This is a genomic window from Peptoanaerobacter stomatis (genome assembly GCF_000238095.2).
Lineage (GTDB): Bacteria > Bacillota > Clostridia > Peptostreptococcales > Filifactoraceae > Peptoanaerobacter > Peptoanaerobacter stomatis_A.
The window spans coordinates 810,993-831,215 of sequence record NZ_JH815225.1 but is presented as its reverse complement, the minus strand read 5'-3'; the positions used below and the strand labels follow the sequence as shown (position 1 = coordinate 831,215).

The following is a 20,223-nucleotide window of genomic DNA, read 5'->3' as shown; positions in this document are numbered from 1 at the left end:
TATGATTAAGGTATTTTATAGACAAAGAAGGTTTATGAAGGGAGATAAAGCTGGCGAACCGCTTACAACAGGCTGGTTACCTCCTCTTCCTGATATGAGAGACTATTCAAATGAACATCCTGTTATATCTGAGATTTCTATGAAACTTGGCATCAAAGGATCGGACAAAACAAAAATCGAAAACAAACTTCCAAGTCGTGTAGATCTTAGAAAATGGTGTTCACATGTGGAAGACCAGCTTAGTTTGGGTTCTTGTACAGCAAATGCTGTTGTTGGAATGGTGGAATATTTTCAAAAAAGAGCATATGGAAGACATATTGAAGGTTCAAGATTATTTGTGTATAAAGCAACAAGGAAACTAATGCTTTCAACTGGAGATTCAGGAGCTTGGCTTCGTTCGGCGATGGGCGCTCTCGTATTGTTTGGAGTACCTGATGAAAAATATTTTCCGTACACATTTGATGGAGAAACTGTAAATCCGGATTGGGACAGTGAACCAGATGCTTTCCTGTACTCTCTTGCAAATCACTACTCTGCTATTAACTATTTCTGTCATGATCCGCTTGGTAAAAAAACATCGAAAAAAGATGTTTTAAGAAACGTAAAGACATATTTAGCAGCAGGAATTCCGTCTGCATTTGGTTTCTTCGGATTCCCATCTTTTGAGAGTTCAGATGCTCCTGGTTCGATTCCTTACCCTTGTAAAAATGAACAGGCAGAATGGGGACATGCCGTTATGGCAGTGGGTTATGATGACAATAAAGTTATTATTAATACAAGCAGTAATGAGAAAACAAAAGGAGCCATCATGATACGAAATTCATGGGGAAGCACTTGGGGGCAAGATGGTTATGGATGGATTCCATATGACTATGTATTGGATGGTCTTGCAGAAGATTTTTGGTCTATTCTTTCGATGGAATGGATAGATACAGAACAATTTGGATTATTACGTTAAGTACGAGCAACTATTTATATAGCTTTATTTTAGGTTAAAATATAAGTGCAACACTTAATAAAAAATAATGACTGGTATATTGTCTTAATTAAATATTATAAAATTAAGTATATACTATTAAACGAAATTAAATCTGCTGGCTTATATGTAGTCGGCAGATTTTTTTGTTAAGGAGATTGCTAACTATATTTTATATAAAAGTGCTACTAATAAAACATATTCAATTTAGCATTTTTATTATCTATATATTTAATTAGGTATTAGTATAAATAAAATACAGCTGAATTTTGATGCCGGTGGATACATTAAGATAGACAGTAATATACTTGACAAATGACACGGTGTCACTTATAATATGTCATATGATGACATGGTGTCATAAGGAGGGAAAATGCCAAAAGAAGTTTTTTTTAATCTAAGTGATGAGAAGAGGGAGAAAATAATTTTTGTACTTAAAGAGGAGTTCAAAGCCAAACCATTTCAAAAGGTAAATGTCAAAGAAATAGTTGAGAAAGCAGAGATAGCAAGAGGTAGTTTTTATCAGTATTTTGAAAATTTGGAAGATGCTTATTTTACTATTCTTGAAAAGGAAACCGTTGATATCCATGGCTTATTCATGAAGATATTTTTACTAAAAGATAAAAATCTGACAGAAGCTTTAGTTGAATATGGTAAAGAAATAGCAGATATAATATTTGACGAAAACGCCTATATGATTTATAAGAACAGATATTTATATTGGAATGAGGATTTAAACAGAAGTTGGGAGTCATCTCATAAACATCAGGAAGAATTGTTTCAGGATATGAGTATGGATTTAGAGAAAATACATTTTATAAAATCTATTGTTCATAGTCTTATAGAGAGATTATTTAGAGAAAGTTGGAATAAGGAGCAGTTTATAGAAAAATATATTAAACATTTGAATTGGATTGAGAAAGGAGTAATTTATGGCAATTGTTGAAAGTATATTTGATATTACATATTTAAGCATAGTTTTATCATTGGGTGTGAGACTGTTTTTGGAGAAATCTAAGGAAGCTAAGCTTTTTGGAGTTATGGCTATAATTTTGGGTTTAGGAGATTCGTTTCACTTACTACCAAGAGTTATATCGCATTTGAGCTATGGAGGTTTTGAGGCTAACGTATTCGCACTTTCATGGGGAAAATTCATAACAAGTATAACGATGACAATTTTTTATGTTTTGTTCTACTACTATTATAGAAGTCAGAGTAAGGATTATAGTGCATCTAAAAGAAATATAATATATGCTTTGGCATTGATAAGAATTATTTTAACTCTTCTTCCTCAAAATAACTGGGGCACTGCTAATGAAAATTATATGTTTGGGATATATAGAAACATTCCTTTTGCACTGATTGGAGGTTTGTTGATTTATTGGTCTTACAAGGAAAAGGAAAAATCGGGGCTGAAAAATATGAGCTTATATATTTTGCTGAGCTTTGCATTTTATATTCCTGTTGTACTTTGGGCGGATAAATATCCTATAGTAGGTGCTTTTATGATGCCAAAAACTATGGCATATTTAATGATAGTTGTTTTGGGATATAGACATTTTATTAGTAGATTTGAAAAGGAAAACATATTAGGCTTATCCTATACATTCTTAGTTATGGGATTAATAGGTGGCGTTTTTTACAGAGAATTCACAAAATTCTATGACTATCAAGCAAAAAATCATCTTTTAAAACTTCATGTGCATATTTTAATCCTTGGATTTTTATTAATGATGATTATTTATATAGTATCTAAAGAATATGATGTTAAGAGAATATTATCTCTTAAGAAGCCTATATATGTGTTTATATCTGGATTTACATTTACCATGGTGAATATGACTCTATTTGGAATTTATGATGTAGTTAGTGAAGGAAAAGATATAGTAATTAAAGCTGCTCTTGAAGGACTTTCAGGTATTGGACATATTGTTTTGTCAATAGGGATTGTTTGGATGGCTGTAAAGATTTTTCAAAATGAATCAATTAACAGTTTTAAAAGTGTTGAAGAATAATTTTAATAAATAATTTGATAAGAATTAAAATAAAAATATGAAAAAAGTCTGTAAATACTAAAATGAAAATAACCTTCTATGATTAAATGAATTTGGTCATGGAAGGTTATTTTACTTAATATTAGATGGGTTGAATTTTTTAAGGTGTTGTGTCATAATAATAAAAGTTAAAATACAAAGAACAGTGAGTCGTAAATAATTAATATACATATTAATAATTACAGTGATGATTCTATATTGCTATTAAAATTAAATATTTAGTAAAAAAAAGCTTGATAGCTTGAAATTATGATTGTTAAACCTTGATATTTCTAAGAGAACAATAGTTTTCTATAGTGGACAAATGGAGCAGGTAAAAGTGTAACAATAAAATTACTGTTAGATAAATTTTAAAGTATAGTTATACTTACTATATAGAAAAAAATTGGAGGGAATTTAATGAAAACTGTATTTGATGACCGCAAGATAACATTTGAAGACAAGAAACATACTTTGATAGTGGAGAAAGAGGGATTTGCCTTAATAAGTTCAGATGGAAAAACATCGATAAACTTAAAATTTTCTGATATTGGCTCAATACTGCCGATAGGATATTGCAATTCAAATAAGAGTTATAATTTGATTTTTAGAAATTTTGATGGACAAAACATATGTGAACTAACAACGGATGAAACAGGAGGAAATACAGGACACAATATTGCTGAAACAAAAACAATTCTTGTTGCTTTTGCGGCAAGTAAGCTGACTAAAGATTTTCCAAATAACTTGTATAATCTTGATACACTGATAGCACATAGTCTGAAAGAAAAAGAGATTCGTATTTCACAGGGAAAAATCTTAGGTAAAAAACATACAATTGATATTAATTCAATACGTAGAGTGAAATGCGTGACAAATGGGACAATCAGTAATCTGGCTATTTATATAAAAGATAAGGGTGGTTTTTTTGATATGCCGGATATGACGATACCCGTAAATGAAGTTACTCTGCCACTACTCGAGGCTATTGCAACAAAAAATACCGGAAAAGGAATTGACTTTAGTCGTGGAGATGGATTTCAACAGAAAACATCAGAGTTCATGATAATACGATATATGGATCCTGATTTTTTCATCGATGAAGATGGTCTTATAAAGGAGGAATGGCAGCAAACTGCTTATGAGAGGGTACACAAATATGGATACTTTGTAGATACTTTTACAGAACTTTAAGAATAAGTGTTAACAGGCAGTTTCGTAATTATTCACGCCAATAAAGCTTATTGCCTTTAGCAAATAAGTTGATTACACAATCCTATAAACATGATTGATTTCACATTAATAATGACACTATCAATTATTTTAAAACACTTCAACTAATTGCTTATCGAAAAATAGGTTAATAGCATATATGGTTTTTTTAATTGATTGAACTTATTAAACAACATCCATATTTATTTTGCGAATAGGATTTTTCGCAATTTTATAATACTCTTAATCATATTATCTCAAATTACTATATTTATATAAATTTTGGACAGAATTTTTATACTATTATTCAATTAAATATCAGTAGTTAAAAAACATTTAAAAACTATCTTATTTTAATTGAATAATAGTACTTGGAGTTTTGTTATTAATTCTTACCTGTTGAGCCGAAACCTCCACGATTTTTATTGCCTAAATGTTCAACTATTTCTATTTCTATATCTTTCATTTTTTCCATTATTCTAAACTGGCATATTCTGTCGCCTTTATTTATCTTAGTATCCCTTATTGCGAGAACAGGTAATCTCCAATAATCTTCATCTCCACAGTATGAGTTGTCGATTATACCCATAGAGTTGGTTTGTATTATACCAAAGTTTTTAAATGTAGAGCTTCTTGGAAGTACATATGCTTCATATCCGATTGGAAGTTCCAATGCAAAACCTAAATTTATAAGTTTGTGTTCAAAGGCTTTTAGTTCAACATCTTCTGCCGATTTTAAATCTATCCAATCTGATTTTCCATCTACAAATTCAAAATCTTGACAAATTTCTTTTTCAAATTTAACTTTTAACTTCATGATAACTCCTATTTTTTATACTTTTACTACTATCCTATAGTTTAATGTATTAGATTTGTTTGATAACATTACAAAAATAAATTAAAATTCTTGTGTTATAAAATTTTTATATCTTCCATATTCTTCTTCTTCCAAGCTGACTTTTAATCTCGTTCCGTTTTCTTCGTAGATTTCTTCAAAATTATATTTATCGTGAAGTTTGTTTATTATATCTGAGTTTGAATATGGTATGAGCAGTTCTACTTTTTTCTTAGATTTTGACAGCATCTGCTCTATCATTTCGTAAAGCTTGTCGATATTATATCTTTTTGTTGCCGATATCATAATAAAAGGCTCATTTACGCTGATATTTGCTTCATAATTTACTTTGTCGGCTTTGTTGAATACATATAAAACTTTTTTGTTGTCAACTCCTATTTCTGATAGAACTTTGTTTGTTGTATCCATTTGTAATTTATATTTGTCATTTGACAAATCTACTACGTGTAGGAGCAAATCAGCATACTTTACTTCTTCTAATGTAGCTTTGAACGCTTCTATCAAATCGTGAGGTATTTGTGAGACAAAACCTACAGTATCTGTTATAAGATAGTCTGAATTTGAGGGTAAAGTTGCTTTTCTAAGCTGAACATCAAGTGTGGCAAACAACATATCTTGAACATAGACTTCTTTTTCTTTGTCATAATCTTTATGTGTTTTTATTATTTCATTTAAAATTGTAGATTTTCCTGAATTTGTATAACCTACCAAAGCTACAAGAGGTAAATTTGATTTTGCTCTGCTACTTCTTTGTGTTTGTCTGTTTTTTGATATTTCTTTTAATTCTTTTTGTATATCTATTATTCTTTGTTTTATGTGACGCTTATCTATTTCTAATTTTTTTTCGCCAGGGCCTCTTGTACCTATACCTCCACCGAGTCTTGAAAGTTGTGAGCCTAATCCGATAAGTCTTGCTGAACGATATTTTTGTTGAGCAAGCTCGACTTGTAATTTACCTTCTTTTGATAAGGCTCTTGATGCAAATATATCAAGTATTAATGTCGTTCTGTCTATTACTTTTGCTTTTGTTATTTCCTCAAGATTTTTGATTTGTACTCCTGACAGTTCTTCATTAAATATTATTGTATCGGCTTCCATATTTTCGGCAAGCTCAGCAAGCTCTTCTGCTTTGCCTTTGCCTATATAATATGCAGCATCATAAGTTTCTTTGTTTTGTACGGTAGTTCCCAATATTTTTGTACCGGCTGCTTGAGCGAGTTCTTCCAATTCTTTCATAGAATCATATATATCTATATCAGTTTGTTTTTTTATATTGGTAGTTATATTAAGTCCTACCAATATCACTTTTTCAATATTTTTTGTATCAGACATGGTGATACCTCCAACTATTTATTGCATTTGATTGATATTAGATATTATATCATATTTTCTTAAAGATTAGATAATATTTTTAGAGTATATATGAGAACTATAACGCACTTATTCATATTTTGGGAGTTTTTCAAATACTTATCAGCAAAGTAATTTTTTTGTGGCAAATATTTGATTTTATTTATCTGGGATTAATGTTATTTTTATTTTTTAAATATATATTAAAAATATTATGCTTAACTATAAAAAATTTATGCACTAAAAAATTATTTTATGATATAATACTTAGAGTAAAGTAAAATAAAAGGAGAGAAGATATGTTTGATTTTAACAAGATTACTATTGATCAGCTATCTAAGACAGATTTGTTAGCTATATTACAAGCTCTTGATTACACATATGAACATACTAAAATAGAGCAATTCCTGTCACTTAAGGACTCTATAGTAACAGATATGTGCAAGATTGCAGATATAAAATCACAAGAAGATTTGATTGAAGTGCTTATGAAGTAGACATATAAATGACGATAAAATACTGACATAGATATGACTCTATAAATACTTGCAAAATATTGATCGTAGAATTACCGGATATTGTAATGGATAAAATAAAAGCAACCACTTTAAATGATTGCCTTTAATTTATCCATTATTTATTATATAGAATCAGAAAAATCTCCTATTTCATCTATATCTTCATCTTCTTCATCAAAAAAGCTGTCTTTTTTAGACTTATTTTTATTAACTAAATCTTTTCCTGATGTTACTAACTGTTCTCTTAACTCATTTCCGCTTTTTGGTGCAAACATCAAGCCAAACGCTACGCCTATTATTGCTCCTATTGCAGTGGCACCTACAATGGCAAATAAGTTTGTTTCACAATTTGTTCTTCTCATCTTAAATCCCCCTATAAGTTATCATATTTCGTATTAATTAAAAAATTAATTTTAAAATAATAGATTATATAAATTTCGCTCTAAAATATATAAAAATAAACTTTATATGATGATTTTTTGTATAATGTATTATCTACTTAAATCTATTTAAATAAAATTTAAAAAAGGAAATTATCCATCTTAAAAAAATAAGATTAGTATTAAATATATTATATAGATAATAATTAAATACTCTATAATTAATAAAATAAATTTTAAATATACATTTTTAGAACAAATTTATAAACTGAGATGTGAAAACATTTGTTTTGAATATTATAACATTAATTTTCTATTCAATCAAATCTTTTTTATCAGGACTTCTTTTATCAATAAATTCTTCCCAAAGCAAGAATAAACTTTTGAATAACGGTACTGCAAGCAACATACCAAGAGCACCTGCAAAACCTCCACCAACTAAGATAGAAAATATTATAAAAAGTGGAGATGCACCTACTGTGTTGCCGAGTATTTTCGGTCCTAAATACCAACCATCAAATTGTTGTAAAAATAATATAAATAATGCTACCCATAACGCTTGAATAGGACTGTATATAAGAGTCAATAATATTGCAGGTACAGCTCCCATAAAAGGTCCGAAATACGGAATCATATTAAACATACCTACAATTATACTCAGCAGTAAAGAGTATTTTATTTTAAGCAGTGAAAGTCCTATATAGCAAAGTATACCTATAATTGTAGAGTCTATTAGCTTTCCAATTAAAAAATTATAAAAATAGAAATTCACTTTTGAAAAATAATTTAATATGGAAAAAGCTGTATCTTTAGGAAATAATGCACGTATAACTTTTTTGTTATAATTTATGAGATTTTCCTTGTCATATAGCAGATATATAGAAACAAAAATTCCAAGTACAAAATTGAATAAACCGGATGTTATATTAAAAGCCTGTGTCAATATTGAATTAAATGTCAAGTTTGAAAATTGGAAAAGCCATTGCAAAATGCTTGAGCTGTTATTTTCAATTAAGTTCATTATTCCAAGATTTTTCAGCAAATATTCGCTATTAGGCAACTTTTCTATATATGAATATAAAATGTTTGGATAATATGAGGATTTGCTGTACAATTCTTTTATATTTTCAGCTATGACAGGTATAATAAATATTGAAAAAAGAGCAATTATGCCGAAAAATATAAGATATACAATGGCAAGAGTAAAAACTCTCTTAGGAATTTTAAACTTGCTTTCAAACAAACACATAAGCGGGTTTAATATATAAGCAAAAGCAATTCCCCAGAAAAAAGGCGATAATATAGACAAAAATCTACCTATTTCAGAAAAGAAAAAAACATAATTATCAACGATTTTATATGCAATCAAGCAAAACAAAACAAATAAAACTTTTTTGAACAAATTGTTTTTGAACAAATCATACCCTCCTAATAAAAAACTGAATATTAAGGATTATTTCCCGATATAAACATTTATAAACACCAAGAAATTATTATTTTTTATATTTGATATTACATATGTTGTGAAATAAATTATATAATCCTTATATTAATTTTTTATTAAATTTGAATTTAAAAATCGCAACTTCTTATTTTTTATTTTATTAATGCTTAATTTTTGATATAATTATTAAATATACTACAGAAATTAAATGCAAAATATAATGATATGGAGATTAATTTATGCAAAAAAAAGTAATGATACTTACTGCCTCAACAGGAGGAGGACACAATAAAGCTTCAAATGCAATAAAAAAAGAACTTGACATATTGAATATAGAAAACGAAATTGTAGATTCACTCAAAGACATAGGCAGAATGGGGAAGCTGTTAAACATAATGATATCAGGCGGATATGAAAAATCAGCTCAATATATACCAAAAGTCTATGGTACAGCATATAACGCATCTGACGGTAAATTTATCAGAAAAACATTTGACTGGAATTTTATAATATCTTATATGGAAAAAAATATATTAAAAAAAATAGAAAGCGACAATATAACACATATAATAACTACTCATGCTTTTCCGGGAATAGCTGTATCAAATCTGAAGGAAAAGGAAAAAATAAATATTCCTCTATACTCTCTTATTACCGATTATACAGTTCACGTAGCTCATGTTGCCAAAGATATAGATAAATATATAGTAGCACATGAAGATACAGGAGTACTTTTAAAATCTTTTAAAGTAGAACAGGAAAAGATATATCCTTTGGGAATACCTATAGATATGAAAGATTACGATATTTCAGATACAAGAAGATGGAAAACAGAAAAAGATATAGACGATAAATTTACTGTACTCATTATGGGCGGAAGTTTTGGAGCGGGAGACATAATATCGGTTTATAAACAGATTGAAAATTTGCAAGAAGATATAAATATAATAGTAATATGCGGAAGAAATGAACATCTTAAAGAAAGATTGGAAAGAAGAATATATAGAAAAAAACCTAAAAATAAAACTGTAGTTGTAGGATTTACTGACGAAATAGAAAGATATTATCAAATATCAGATGTGATTATAACAAAACCGGGAGGTCTTACCATTACAGAATGTATTCACGAAGAATTGCCTATGATAATACCTTTTTTCATACCAGGTCAAGAAGAAGGCAACAGAGATTTTTTGGTAAATAATCAAATGGCACTTTATACAAGCAGATATTTTTCATTGGATATGCTTATAAAATGTGTAATAGAAAATCCTGAAAAATTGGAAATAATAAAAAGTTCTATGAGGAGAAATAAAAAAGTAGATACCGCAAAAAAAATAGCGGAGTTGTTTTTGTAATCAATGTAGAGCCTTATAAAATGTAGTTGTTTTATATTAAAGCTCAATATAACTATAGAAAAATAGTATTTTATAAATTTAATAAAAATATAAAGCTATGTATAGACTTTTTAATATAAATTAAAAAAGCCTATTCTAATGATAAAATTATATATAATACCATTATTTAATTAAATATAGAAATGCTCAAATATATTTTGCTTTGGAAACTTTTTTATAAATATATGTGTATATTTATAAAATCATAGGTAAATCAAATAGCAAAACAATTTGAGCATATTTTAATTTAAATAGGGTTTATTATAATTTGTTTTATTTAACAAGGGGGATTAAATCTTTATATCCCTCTTTTTCCATATCTTCAAGAGGTATAAATTTTAAAGAGGCACTGTTTATACAGTATCTTATCCCTCCTAATTCTTTTGGACCGTCATCGAATACATGTCCCAAATGAGCGTCACCTGACTTACTTCTAACCTCTGTTCTGTTCATACCATGGCTTGTGTCGTTTTTGTACTCTATTAAATCTTTGCTGATAGGTTTTGAAAAACTTGGCCAGCCACAGCCTGATTCAAACTTGTCTGTTGAAGAAAATAACGGTTCACCTGTAGTTATATCTACATATATACCTTTTTTTGTATTATCCCAATATTCGTTGGAAAAAGGTCTTTCTGTGGCACTTTCCTGAGTTACCTTATACTGAATATCTGTTAAACTTTTTTTCAATTCATCTTTTGAGGGTTTTTTATATGTTCTTTGATTTTCATACAAGGGTTTTTCGACATCGAAAAGATTTATATGGCAGTATCCTGAAGGATTTTTTTCCAAATAATCTTGATGGTAGTCTTCAGCTTTTATAAAATGTTTTAGAGGTAATACTTCTATAACAATTTTATTTTTATATTTTTTCTGTTCTTCTTTTAATACTTCTTCTATAATTTTTTTATCATCTTCATCCGTGTAATATATTCCCGTTCTATATTGGGTGCCTACATCATTTCCCTGTTTGTTAAGACTTGTAGGGTCAACCACTCGTAGATAATATTGCAATATGTCGTTTAATGATACTCTTGAAGGATCATATGAAACTTCAACTGTTTCAGCGTGTCCTGTAGATTTTAAGTTTTCATAAACGGTATCTTCAGTTTTACCGTTAGCATAACCGCTTATTGTATCCGCTACACCGTAAACTCTTGCCATATAAGCATCCAATCCCCAAAAGCAACCGCCTGCTAAATATATTTTTTTTAGATCGACCTTGGAATAGTCAACATTTACATTTGGATTATTAGGTAAATTTGAACTGCTTGATATAGATTTAGTTTGCATATTATACACCTCGATTTTATTATATGAAAAGAAAAACACACATATTACAGACAAAACTAATGTAATTAAAAAATACTTCATTTTATCATCTCCATACTTAAGAATTTATACTAATAACCAATTTAATAGTAGAGATAATTCATTCTCTATGAATAACACTTTTTACAGTATCTTTTGTTAATAAATTTATGGTGTCATATAATCTATCTACTAAATAATTCAATGTTTTTATTGGTTTTAGTATTAGTTTATTTTACAAAATTATACTATAAAAGTATATTTTTGTAAAGTTTTGATAAAAAAATATCATAAAACAAAAAAATAAATTTTAAATTGTATACTTGGACAAATTTAAAATTTATTTTGTGTTTATAGTTATATTGTATTATTATATTATAAAAATTTATTTGTTATGGTGTTTCACTTACATTGTAAACATAAAATTAAGTTTTTTGAGTTATTTTAAAAAAGTGTTGCATTTAACTTGACAAATTATCATTAATAAAGCTTTTTAAATATCTTCTATTTGTTTTATAAGGTTTTCTGATGATTTTGATTGTAAAAGTTTTATAAGTTTTTCCAAATAATATATATTTGTGTGATTTTCTAAGTTTTTTCTAATATTTGCTGATAGCTGCATCTCTTTTTCCGATTGAAGTAATTCGTCTTTTCTTGTTCCGGATTTTTCTATATCTATAGCGGGGAATATTCTTTTTTGTGAAATTTTTCGATCAAGTGTGAGTTCCATATTTCCTGTGCCTTTAAATTCCTCAAAAATTACATCATCCATTCGTGAACCTGTATCTATAAGCGCTGTTGATAATATTGTCAGTGAACCGCCTTCTTTAAGATTTCTTGCTGCACCGAAAAATTGTTTAGGTCCGTATAGTGAGCTTGGATCCAAACCGCCTGATAGAGTTTTTCCGCTCGATTGTATGGTTATGTTATATGCTCTTGCGAGCCTTGTTATACTGTCTAATAATATTACGACATCTTTTTTAAATTCTACGAGTCCTTTTGCTCTGTTAAGTACCATTTCTGCAACTTTTATATGATGCGCGGGAAGCTCATCAAATGTTGAATATATAACATCGGCATCTTTTACGGACTCTTTTATGTCTGTGACTTCTTCTGGACGTTCATCGATTAATAATATTATCAGCTCAACTTCAGGATTATGAGTTTTTATAGAGTTGGCAAGAGCTTTTATGAGCATAGTTTTTCCGGCTTTTGGAGGTGCAACTATAAGACCTCTTTGTCCTTTTCCAATAGGTGCTATTATATCTACTATTCTTGATGATACGTCATCGCTGTTGTTAAGATTGAACTTTTCTCTTGGGTATATTGGTGTTAAATTGTCAAAAGACATACGTTTTATAGATTTTTCGGGATGTTCGCCATTTATCTTATGTACAAATAATAAAGCGCTGAATTTTTCTCCTGTCTTTGGAGGTCTTACTACACCTTCTATGTAATCACCTGTTTTCATTCTGAAACGTCTTATTTGTGTAGGAGACATATATACGTCATTTTCTGTGGATAAATAATTATCTCCACGCAAAAATCCGTATCCATCAGGCAATATTTCCAAAACACCACTTGCTATAGAATTGTTTTCAGCTATGAAAAGCTCTCCTACTTTTTTTTCTTTGGAATTATGCTCATCATCTATATCTTTTATATAGACATCTTCTTGTATATCTATTTGTTTTGTATCATCGTTGCCAATAGATGACAATGCCTGTATAAGTTCATTTTTTTTCATTTTTGAATAATTTGATATGTTTTTTTCTTTTGCTAATTCTTTTAACTCCGTAATTTTTAGATGGTCATAATCAATCATAAATTGCCTCCGAATACTTGAAATTTAAATATATAACATAAATCAGAAATATCATTCATATAATACATAAAATGGGTAATTAACAGGTTAATTATAAAATAGATTTATATGAAAAAATATAATCATTATTATGGTGAAATTTTTGTATTGATTTGAGAGTATAATACTTTTGAATTTACAAGTTAAGTTTTAATTAAAAATGTCTATTTAATGAAAGATTTTGTAAAATATACATAGTTGAATATTATTTAAATTTATTTAAAAAATATCACTTTTTATTTTATAACATTTTTGGAATAATTTCAATAAGAAATATTATATATATTTATTTGATATATAATTCTAAATAGGTATATAAATTTATAAAAAATAAAATAAAAAATATTCAGTTTATAAATTTGTAAAAAATATGTATTCTATAATAATATTAAGGTAAATTTTTGAGTTTATAAAATGAATATTAAATTATTTTTTTTTGTATTTTTCAGATAAAAAGGATATAATATAAACATAAATAATTTTAATTCATATTATTATATTTAGTATTAAAAGAGTATATAAATAATGTAAGTTTTTATAACAAATTTATAAAAAATAAGGAGTATGTTATGAGCAGAATGATAGGTACTGTTGTTAGAGGGCTTAGAGCTCCAATTATCAAACAAAATGATGATATGGTAAAGATAGTATGTGATACCGTTATTGAAGCATCAAAAGAAGGTGGATATACTATAAATGATAGAGATATTGTAACTATTACAGAATCTGTGGTTGCAAGAGCGCAAGGTAACTATGCGAATGTAAATAATATAGCATCTGATGTAAAAGACAAGCTAAATTCAGATACTGTAGGAATAATTTTTCCAATACTAAGCAGAAACAGATTTTCACTTATACTTAAAGGCATAGCACTCGGTGTAAAAAAAGTTATAATAATGTTGAGCTATCCGTCAGACGAAGTAGGGAATCATTTCATAACTTATGACGAACTTGATAAAAATAACATAAATCCTTGGAAAGATGAATTTGATGAAAAAAGATTTAGAGAGTTGTTCAAAAACCCTGTACATGAGTTTACAGGCGTAGATTACATCAAATTTTACAAAGATATAGTAAAAGAAGCCGGTGCAGATTGCGAGATAGTATTTGCGAATGATCCGAAATCCATATTAAAATACACTAAAAATGTTATAAATTGTGATATACACACAAGAAAAAGAACAAAGAGAATACTTTTAGAAAATGGAGGAGAAAAAATATTTTCTCTTGATGATATATTGACATCATCTGTTGATGGAAGCGGATATAGTGAGTATGGTCTTCTTGGTTCAAATAAAGCTACTGAAGATACATTGAAGTTATTTCCAAGAAATAGTCAGGATTTGGTAGAAAAAATTCAAGCTAAGTTGAAGGAATTAACAGGAAAAAATCTTGAAGTAATGGTTTATGGAGATGGAGCGTTTAAAGATCCTGTAGGTAAGATATGGGAGCTTGCGGATCCGGTCGTATCACCTGGATATACAAGCGGATTAAAAGGTACTCCTTCAGAAATTAAGCTCAAATATATAGCAGACAATGATTTCGCAGATTTAAGAGGAGATGAACTTAAAAATGCGGTGGTGGATTATATAAAAAATAAAGAATCTGATTTGGTAGGTAAAATGGCATCAGAAGGAACTACCCCAAGACAACTTACAGATTTATTGGGTTCATTATCAGATTTGACATCAGGAAGTGGAGATAAAGGAACACCGATAATTTACATTCAAGGATATTTTGATAATTATACGAATTAATAAAAGAAAACAGTATCTATGAATAAAAAACGTAGATACTGTTTTTTTGTAAAAGTTAATGTTATATAGTCAAAAATAGACTTTAATTAATACTATTTTCTAATAAAATTATAGATAATTTGTATAATTATGTAATATTAATATAAATAGTTTACCGAAAAATTAATTATTATGTTTTTCTATTATTCTGTAAGATTTTAGTATAAAAGTATTTTTGATTATACTTTTATACTAAAATTATAATTTTTTTATATGTTCTTAATTATTTGGCTTAATTCTAATAGAGTTTGGTATAATGACTTTTATCCAATTTAAAATTTATATTTTTTAATATAAAATATCAATCAAATTGTTCCAATGTAGTTGTTCTGAACTCTGACGGAGTTAGAGAAATCAACTTAGTGAAATTTCTTGTAAAACTCTTTGTAGAGTTGAAACCAACCATAAAAGCTATATCAGTTATACTGTAATTCGTATTTAGCAGTAGGGAGCATGCCTTGTTTATGCGAACGGTGTTCAAAAAATTGCTGAAATTTTGTTCAACATAATATGTCAGTATCTGATTTAATATTTTGGGCTGTATGTTAAACAGTTTTGAAATATCAGTTATATCAATATCTTCGTCATAGTGTTCATATATATATTCTATGATTTTGGCATTTCTTTTATCTAAACGTATGTCGGCGAGTGCCTCAGCATTTTTATAAGCATCTCTGAATTTTTTTGTACCTATGCCGTAATTTGAAGAAAATATTTTACTGAGCTGAGATGAATCCGAAAACTTGAGCAATGCGGATATATCTTCAAGTGTCAGGTTAGTGTACAATAACAAAAATTGAGCCTTGGAGAGTTTCATCTCATTTATAAGATCATAAAATCCCAACCCTGTCATATTTTTGATATATTTTGATATGGAGCTTTCACTCATGTAAAATATATTTGACAACTGTGTAAGGCTTAAATCATTGGACAGATGTAAATACATATATTTGAAAATTTCTTCGCTTATAATAGGGGAACTGTCTTCGTCTATATCGGTATTTATAAATCTCATATAATATACAAGTAGCTCTGAAAGTCTTGAAATTAAATAAATGCCTGAAAATTTTTGTGGCGACAGATCTATTTGTATGGAGCGTATGCCGATTTCATCCCTTATATCTTCGAAAAGTCTTAATATTTTATCTCTGTGAGATGTCGGTATAATTATAGAATTGTGAGAATACAACATTTCAATCATATTAAAATGCTCATTATTTATGTTCAAATGCTGTTTTATTATATTATTTATAAAATCGAACTTATATATGAGAAGATAATATGATACCGGCTCTGTAACTTCTATTATTTCCGATACTTGCCAAGGCAATAATGTAATTAGAATGCCTTTTTTCATTTCATGTACTTTGCCTTGTATTTTTATTTTTGCCATACCGGAAATTATATATAAAAAACGACTTTCTTTGTGAAGAAGTGCTTTTGTAGGAGCAAAGTCGGTTTGGACATCAAATATGGCTATATCACTATAATTTAGAATATCTTTAGCTGAATGCTGTATAGTAAGTTTGTTGGCACTATTCATCTGAAAATAACCTCATACTTATAATTATATAATGTGAATTTTAAAACACACTTATATTAATATTTGCATATTTATTTACAAAAAATTTATACTTTTATAATATATTATATCATATAAATTGAGTTGTAAATAAAAATCTTTTTATAAAATACTATATTAATTAGAAGGAAATATTAGTATTTACAATACTTATATGAGGTTTATGAATTATTATATGATTTATTAGAATGAAAAAAATTATAAACTAAATACAAAAATATTCTCTAAATTTGTCCTACATAAATTTTTAACATATGATATTATTATAACAGACAAACGTTAATAATTATTAAAAAAACGTTATCTATAATTTTAATGTATTTAAAAAGGAGAGGTAATTATGGCAAAAAATTTCAGAGGTAAAAATTTCTTAAAATTGATTGATTTTTCATCACAGGATATAAGATATTTAATTGAACTTTCAAAGAATTTTAAATCTATGAAAAGAGCGGGAGTTCCTCATAGATATTTGGAAGGAAAAAATATAGTTTTATTATTTGAAAAAACTTCAACAAGAACAAGATGCTCATTTGAAGTTGCAGGTCATGACTTAGGAATGGGAGTTACATATCTTGATCCAGCCGGTTCACAAATGGGACATAAGGAGTCAATAGCAGATACTGCAAGAGTTCTTGGAAGAATGTACGATGGAATAGAATACAGAGGATTTTCACAAGAAATAGTTGAAGAACTTGCTAAATATGCAGGTGTACCTGTATGGAACGGACTTACTGATGAATGGCATCCTACTCAAATGCTTGCAGATATGCTTACAATAGAAGAACATTTCGGGCATCTTAAAGGATTAAAATTTGTTTATATGGGAGATGCAAGAAACAATGTAGCAAACTCTTTAATGATAGCTTGCGCTAAACTTGGACTTGATTATGTTGCTTGCGCACCTAAAGAATTATTCCCTGATCCTAAATTGGTTGAAATGGCAAAAGAAATAGCAAAAGATAATTTCTGCACAGTTACACTTACTGACAATGTAGAAGAAGGAACAAAAAATGCAGATGTTCTATATACAGATATATGGGTATCTATGGGCGAACCTGCTGAAATATGGGAAAAGAGAATATCTTTATTAAAAGATTATCAAATAAATGCAAAGGCTATGGCTAATGCAAATAAAGAAGCCATATTCCTACATTGCTTACCTTCATTCCATGATACAAAGACAAAAGTAGGAAAAGAGATAGCAGAAAAATTCGGCATAACTGAAATGGAAGTAACTGATGAAGTATTTGAATCAAAACAATCTTATGTATTTGATCAAGCTGAAAACAGAATGCATACAATAAAAGCTGTTGTATATGCTACACTTTGCTAATGTTTAAAAGCTGTTAAGTTTAAAGATTAATGCTGAAATTTGTTTTAAAGTTCGTGTAAAAATAACAGTTGTCTATAAAGACAATACATTTCAAAAAATTAATATGTCTTTTCTATTTAGATATATTAATTTTTTGAAAAGGCAGTATGGAAATATGAGCAGTGAATTACACTGCTCTAAAAGCTTATAAATTGTAAAATTAATGAGTGTAGGCATATTTTGTATTATGTTTAGAGATTATTATTTTAAAATAATTTGAAACGGCTTTGCTTTGTAATAATTATAAATTTTAAAATTTGAAATTATGATATAAAATGGAATTATAATCGGAATTAATTTACATATAATAATTTAATACATTATTTTAATTAAAAATAATTGTATAATCTATCTTTGTTAATATTTTAACTTACATATATATGTAAAAAGCTCTTTTTAATTGACAGTATGATAATTTTGAGTTTTGCAGTTTATATATAAAAGTATAGATTTTTAATCATTTTAAATTTTTAAACTTAATATTTGCATCTATTTTGCACAAAATATATTTATATCTCAGTCTAATATACAGATTTTTATAATTTTTAAGTGGATACCTATAATTAAGGAGGAAATAAAATGCAAGCAATATTAGACATAATAGATAAAATAACCGGATTTATGTGGGGTTGGCCTATATTGATAGCATTATTAGGCGGAGGAATCATTATAACAATAAGAACAGGATTTGTTCAAATAAGATATTTACCTTTTATTTTAAAACAAACTTTTGGAAAGATGTTTGCTTCAAATGTAGGCGGGGAAGGTTCTGTAAGTCCGTTCCAGGCAGCATCAGCAGCACTTGCATCTTCAATAGGTGCAGCCAATATAGTTGTTGCACCTGCTATAATATTTACAGCAGGACCGGGAGCTGTTTTTTGGATGTGGATGGCTGGACTTATCGGTCAAGCTACAAAATTTGCTGAAATAATACTTGGTATAAAATACCGTGAAAAAAATGCTGATGGAGAATTTGTCGGCGGACCTTCATATACATTTAAAAAAGGTATAGGAGGAACAGCAGGTAAAATAATGGGATTCTTGGTATCATTCTTCTTTATGATAGAGATACTTCCATCTATAACATTACAAACTATATCAGCAGCAGGTCCTCTTGAAAAACTTGGTCTTTCAAGAATAATATCAGCGGTGATAATAACAGTGCTTGTTGTACTTGTTGCTTATGGTGGAATAAAAAGAATAGGTCAAGTTACTGAAAAGTTAGTTCCTTTTATGGCAGCTTTGTATTTATTGTTCGGTTTAATAATAATAATTATGCATATAGATAAATTACCGGGAGCTTTTGCGATGATATTCCAAAGTGCATTTAATCCACAAGCAGTTGTAGGCGGAGCAGCAGGAACATCTCTTGCCGCTATGATAAAAGCTGGAGCTGCAAGAGGTTGTTATTCAAATGAAGCCGGTATGGGTTCAGCACCTTATGCGCATGCTACAGCTATAACTGACCACCCTGTACGTCAAGGTATGTGGGGAATATTTGAAGTAATTGCAGATACAATACTTGTTTGCAGTATGTCAGCGTTGGTAGTTTTAGTTACAGGTAATTATACTGATCCGGAGCTTAAAGGTGTTGCAGTTGAAAGAGCGTTTAATTCAGCTTTCGGACAATTAGGAACAGCAGTAATAGCTATAAGTTTATTCCTATTTGTGCTTTCTACAATTATAGTTATAGTATTCTATTGTGAAAAACAAGGAGAGTATTTGTTCGGTACAGCAGTTGGTAAAGTTATGAGATTTGCAGCTTGCGGAATGGTATTGCTTGGTGGTTTTGTATCATTTGACAATGCCGGAACATTCTTGGATTTTACATTAGGTCTTGTAGTGTTTACTAATATGATAGGTATGATAATTATGAGTGGAGAACTCAAAGAATTAACAGAAGATTTCTTCAAAAATCCTAAATTCTATCCGGGAAATAAATAAAAATTGAATAATAAATAAAATTATTTTAGTTTTCTAAAAATTAATTTAAAATATATATTAATACTAATCTTAAATTAAATTTGCTTATTGTTGATTATTAAACATATTTACAATGTTCAAATATTTTTATAACCATAATTGCTTGTTTTAAATTGAGGTTAGTATTAATTTTATGACTGATAAATAAAAAACAT

General features: G+C 28.3%; 16 protein-coding genes. 9 read left to right on the top strand and 7 right to left on the bottom strand.

What is annotated here, in order from left to right; genetic code table 11:
* The first annotated feature begins 1 nt into the window (after position 1).
* The 4 genes from HMPREF9630_RS03460 to HMPREF9630_RS03445 all read left to right on the top strand — a co-directional run bounded on the left by HMPREF9630_RS03460 (position 2) and on the right by HMPREF9630_RS03445 (position 4,203).
* Positions 2-958, top strand: a complete 957-nt coding sequence (locus HMPREF9630_RS03460; RefSeq protein ID WP_009527142.1) for a C1 family peptidase — start codon at positions 2-4, stop codon at positions 956-958.
* Between the two features lie 391 nt (positions 959-1,349).
* Positions 1,350-1,922 carry a TetR/AcrR family transcriptional regulator gene (locus HMPREF9630_RS03455; RefSeq protein ID WP_009527141.1) on the top strand — a complete coding sequence of 191 codons (573 nt, stop codon included), beginning with the start codon at positions 1,350-1,352 and terminating at the stop codon, positions 1,920-1,922.
* Positions 1,909-2,991: a DUF2871 family protein gene (locus tag HMPREF9630_RS03450; protein WP_009527140.1), complete on the top strand. Its 1,083-nt coding sequence runs from the start codon at positions 1,909-1,911 to the stop codon at positions 2,989-2,991. Before HMPREF9630_RS03455 ends, HMPREF9630_RS03450 begins: the two co-directional genes overlap by 14 nt.
* 438 nt (positions 2,992-3,429) lie before the next feature.
* Positions 3,430-4,203, top strand: coding sequence for a hypothetical protein (locus tag HMPREF9630_RS03445; protein WP_009527139.1), 774 nt, complete (start codon positions 3,430-3,432; stop codon positions 4,201-4,203).
* A 403-nt stretch (positions 4,204-4,606) separates the two neighbouring features.
* On the opposite strand, the gene HMPREF9630_RS03440 is transcribed toward HMPREF9630_RS03445, so the two are convergent.
* The gene (locus tag HMPREF9630_RS03440) at positions 4,607-5,038 is read right to left on the bottom strand and encodes a dUTP diphosphatase (protein WP_009525709.1); all 432 of its coding nucleotides are present in this window, start codon (positions 5,036-5,038) and stop codon (positions 4,607-4,609) included.
* 81 nt (positions 5,039-5,119) lie between these two features.
* Positions 5,120-6,409 (bottom strand): GTPase HflX, encoded by a 1,290-nt coding sequence (gene hflX / locus HMPREF9630_RS03435; protein ID WP_009527138.1) that lies wholly within the window; start codon positions 6,407-6,409, stop codon positions 5,120-5,122.
* Between the two features lie 317 nt (positions 6,410-6,726).
* Here hflX and HMPREF9630_RS03430 point away from each other — a divergent pair, with 317 nt between their 5' ends.
* Positions 6,727-6,924, top strand: coding sequence for a hypothetical protein (locus HMPREF9630_RS03430; protein WP_009525707.1), 198 nt, complete (start codon positions 6,727-6,729; stop codon positions 6,922-6,924).
* 143 nt (positions 6,925-7,067) lie between these two features.
* On the opposite strand, the gene HMPREF9630_RS03425 is transcribed toward HMPREF9630_RS03430, so the two are convergent.
* Positions 7,068-7,307: a YtxH domain-containing protein gene (locus tag HMPREF9630_RS03425; RefSeq protein ID WP_009527137.1), complete on the bottom strand. Its 240-nt coding sequence runs from the start codon at positions 7,305-7,307 to the stop codon at positions 7,068-7,070.
* A 331-nt stretch (positions 7,308-7,638) separates the two neighbouring features.
* On the bottom strand, positions 7,639-8,742 hold the full coding sequence (locus HMPREF9630_RS03420) for an AI-2E family transporter (protein WP_009527136.1): 1,104 nt from the start codon (positions 8,740-8,742) through the stop codon (positions 7,639-7,641).
* 266 nt (positions 8,743-9,008) lie between these two features.
* Between HMPREF9630_RS03420 and HMPREF9630_RS03415 the strand changes: the two genes are divergently transcribed.
* Entirely contained in the window at positions 9,009-10,124 is a 1,116-nt protein-coding gene (locus tag HMPREF9630_RS03415) for an MGDG synthase family glycosyltransferase (protein ID WP_009527135.1), read from the top strand.
* A 312-nt stretch (positions 10,125-10,436) separates the two neighbouring features.
* Here HMPREF9630_RS03415 and msrB read toward each other — a convergent pair whose 3' ends face one another.
* Both msrB and rho read right to left on the bottom strand, forming a co-directional pair.
* The gene (msrB, locus tag HMPREF9630_RS03410; RefSeq protein WP_009527134.1) at positions 10,437-11,534 is read right to left on the bottom strand and encodes a peptide-methionine (R)-S-oxide reductase MsrB; all 1,098 of its coding nucleotides are present in this window, start codon (positions 11,532-11,534) and stop codon (positions 10,437-10,439) included.
* 430 nt (positions 11,535-11,964) lie between these two features.
* Entirely contained in the window at positions 11,965-13,296 is a 1,332-nt protein-coding gene (rho, locus tag HMPREF9630_RS03405) for a transcription termination factor Rho (protein WP_009527133.1), read from the bottom strand.
* Between the two features lie 608 nt (positions 13,297-13,904).
* Between rho and HMPREF9630_RS03400 the strand changes: the two genes are divergently transcribed.
* Positions 13,905-15,092 (top strand): coenzyme F420-0:L-glutamate ligase, encoded by a 1,188-nt coding sequence (locus tag HMPREF9630_RS03400; protein ID WP_009527132.1) that lies wholly within the window; start codon positions 13,905-13,907, stop codon positions 15,090-15,092.
* 340 nt (positions 15,093-15,432) lie between these two features.
* Here the strand turns inward: HMPREF9630_RS03400 and HMPREF9630_RS03395 are convergent, their stop codons facing one another.
* On the bottom strand, positions 15,433-16,674 hold the full coding sequence (locus HMPREF9630_RS03395) for a helix-turn-helix transcriptional regulator (RefSeq protein ID WP_009527131.1): 1,242 nt from the start codon (positions 16,672-16,674) through the stop codon (positions 15,433-15,435).
* Positions 16,675-17,053: 379 nt separating this feature from the next.
* Here HMPREF9630_RS03395 and argF point away from each other — a divergent pair, with 379 nt between their 5' ends.
* Both argF and HMPREF9630_RS03385 read left to right on the top strand, forming a co-directional pair.
* Positions 17,054-18,046 carry an ornithine carbamoyltransferase gene (gene argF / locus HMPREF9630_RS03390; RefSeq protein WP_009525699.1) on the top strand — a complete coding sequence of 331 codons (993 nt, stop codon included), beginning with the start codon at positions 17,054-17,056 and terminating at the stop codon, positions 18,044-18,046.
* A gap of 618 nt (positions 18,047-18,664) precedes the next feature.
* Positions 18,665-20,029 (top strand): alanine/glycine:cation symporter family protein, encoded by a 1,365-nt coding sequence (locus tag HMPREF9630_RS03385; protein ID WP_009527130.1) that lies wholly within the window; start codon positions 18,665-18,667, stop codon positions 20,027-20,029.
* The last annotated feature ends 194 nt before the right edge of the window (positions 20,030-20,223 follow it).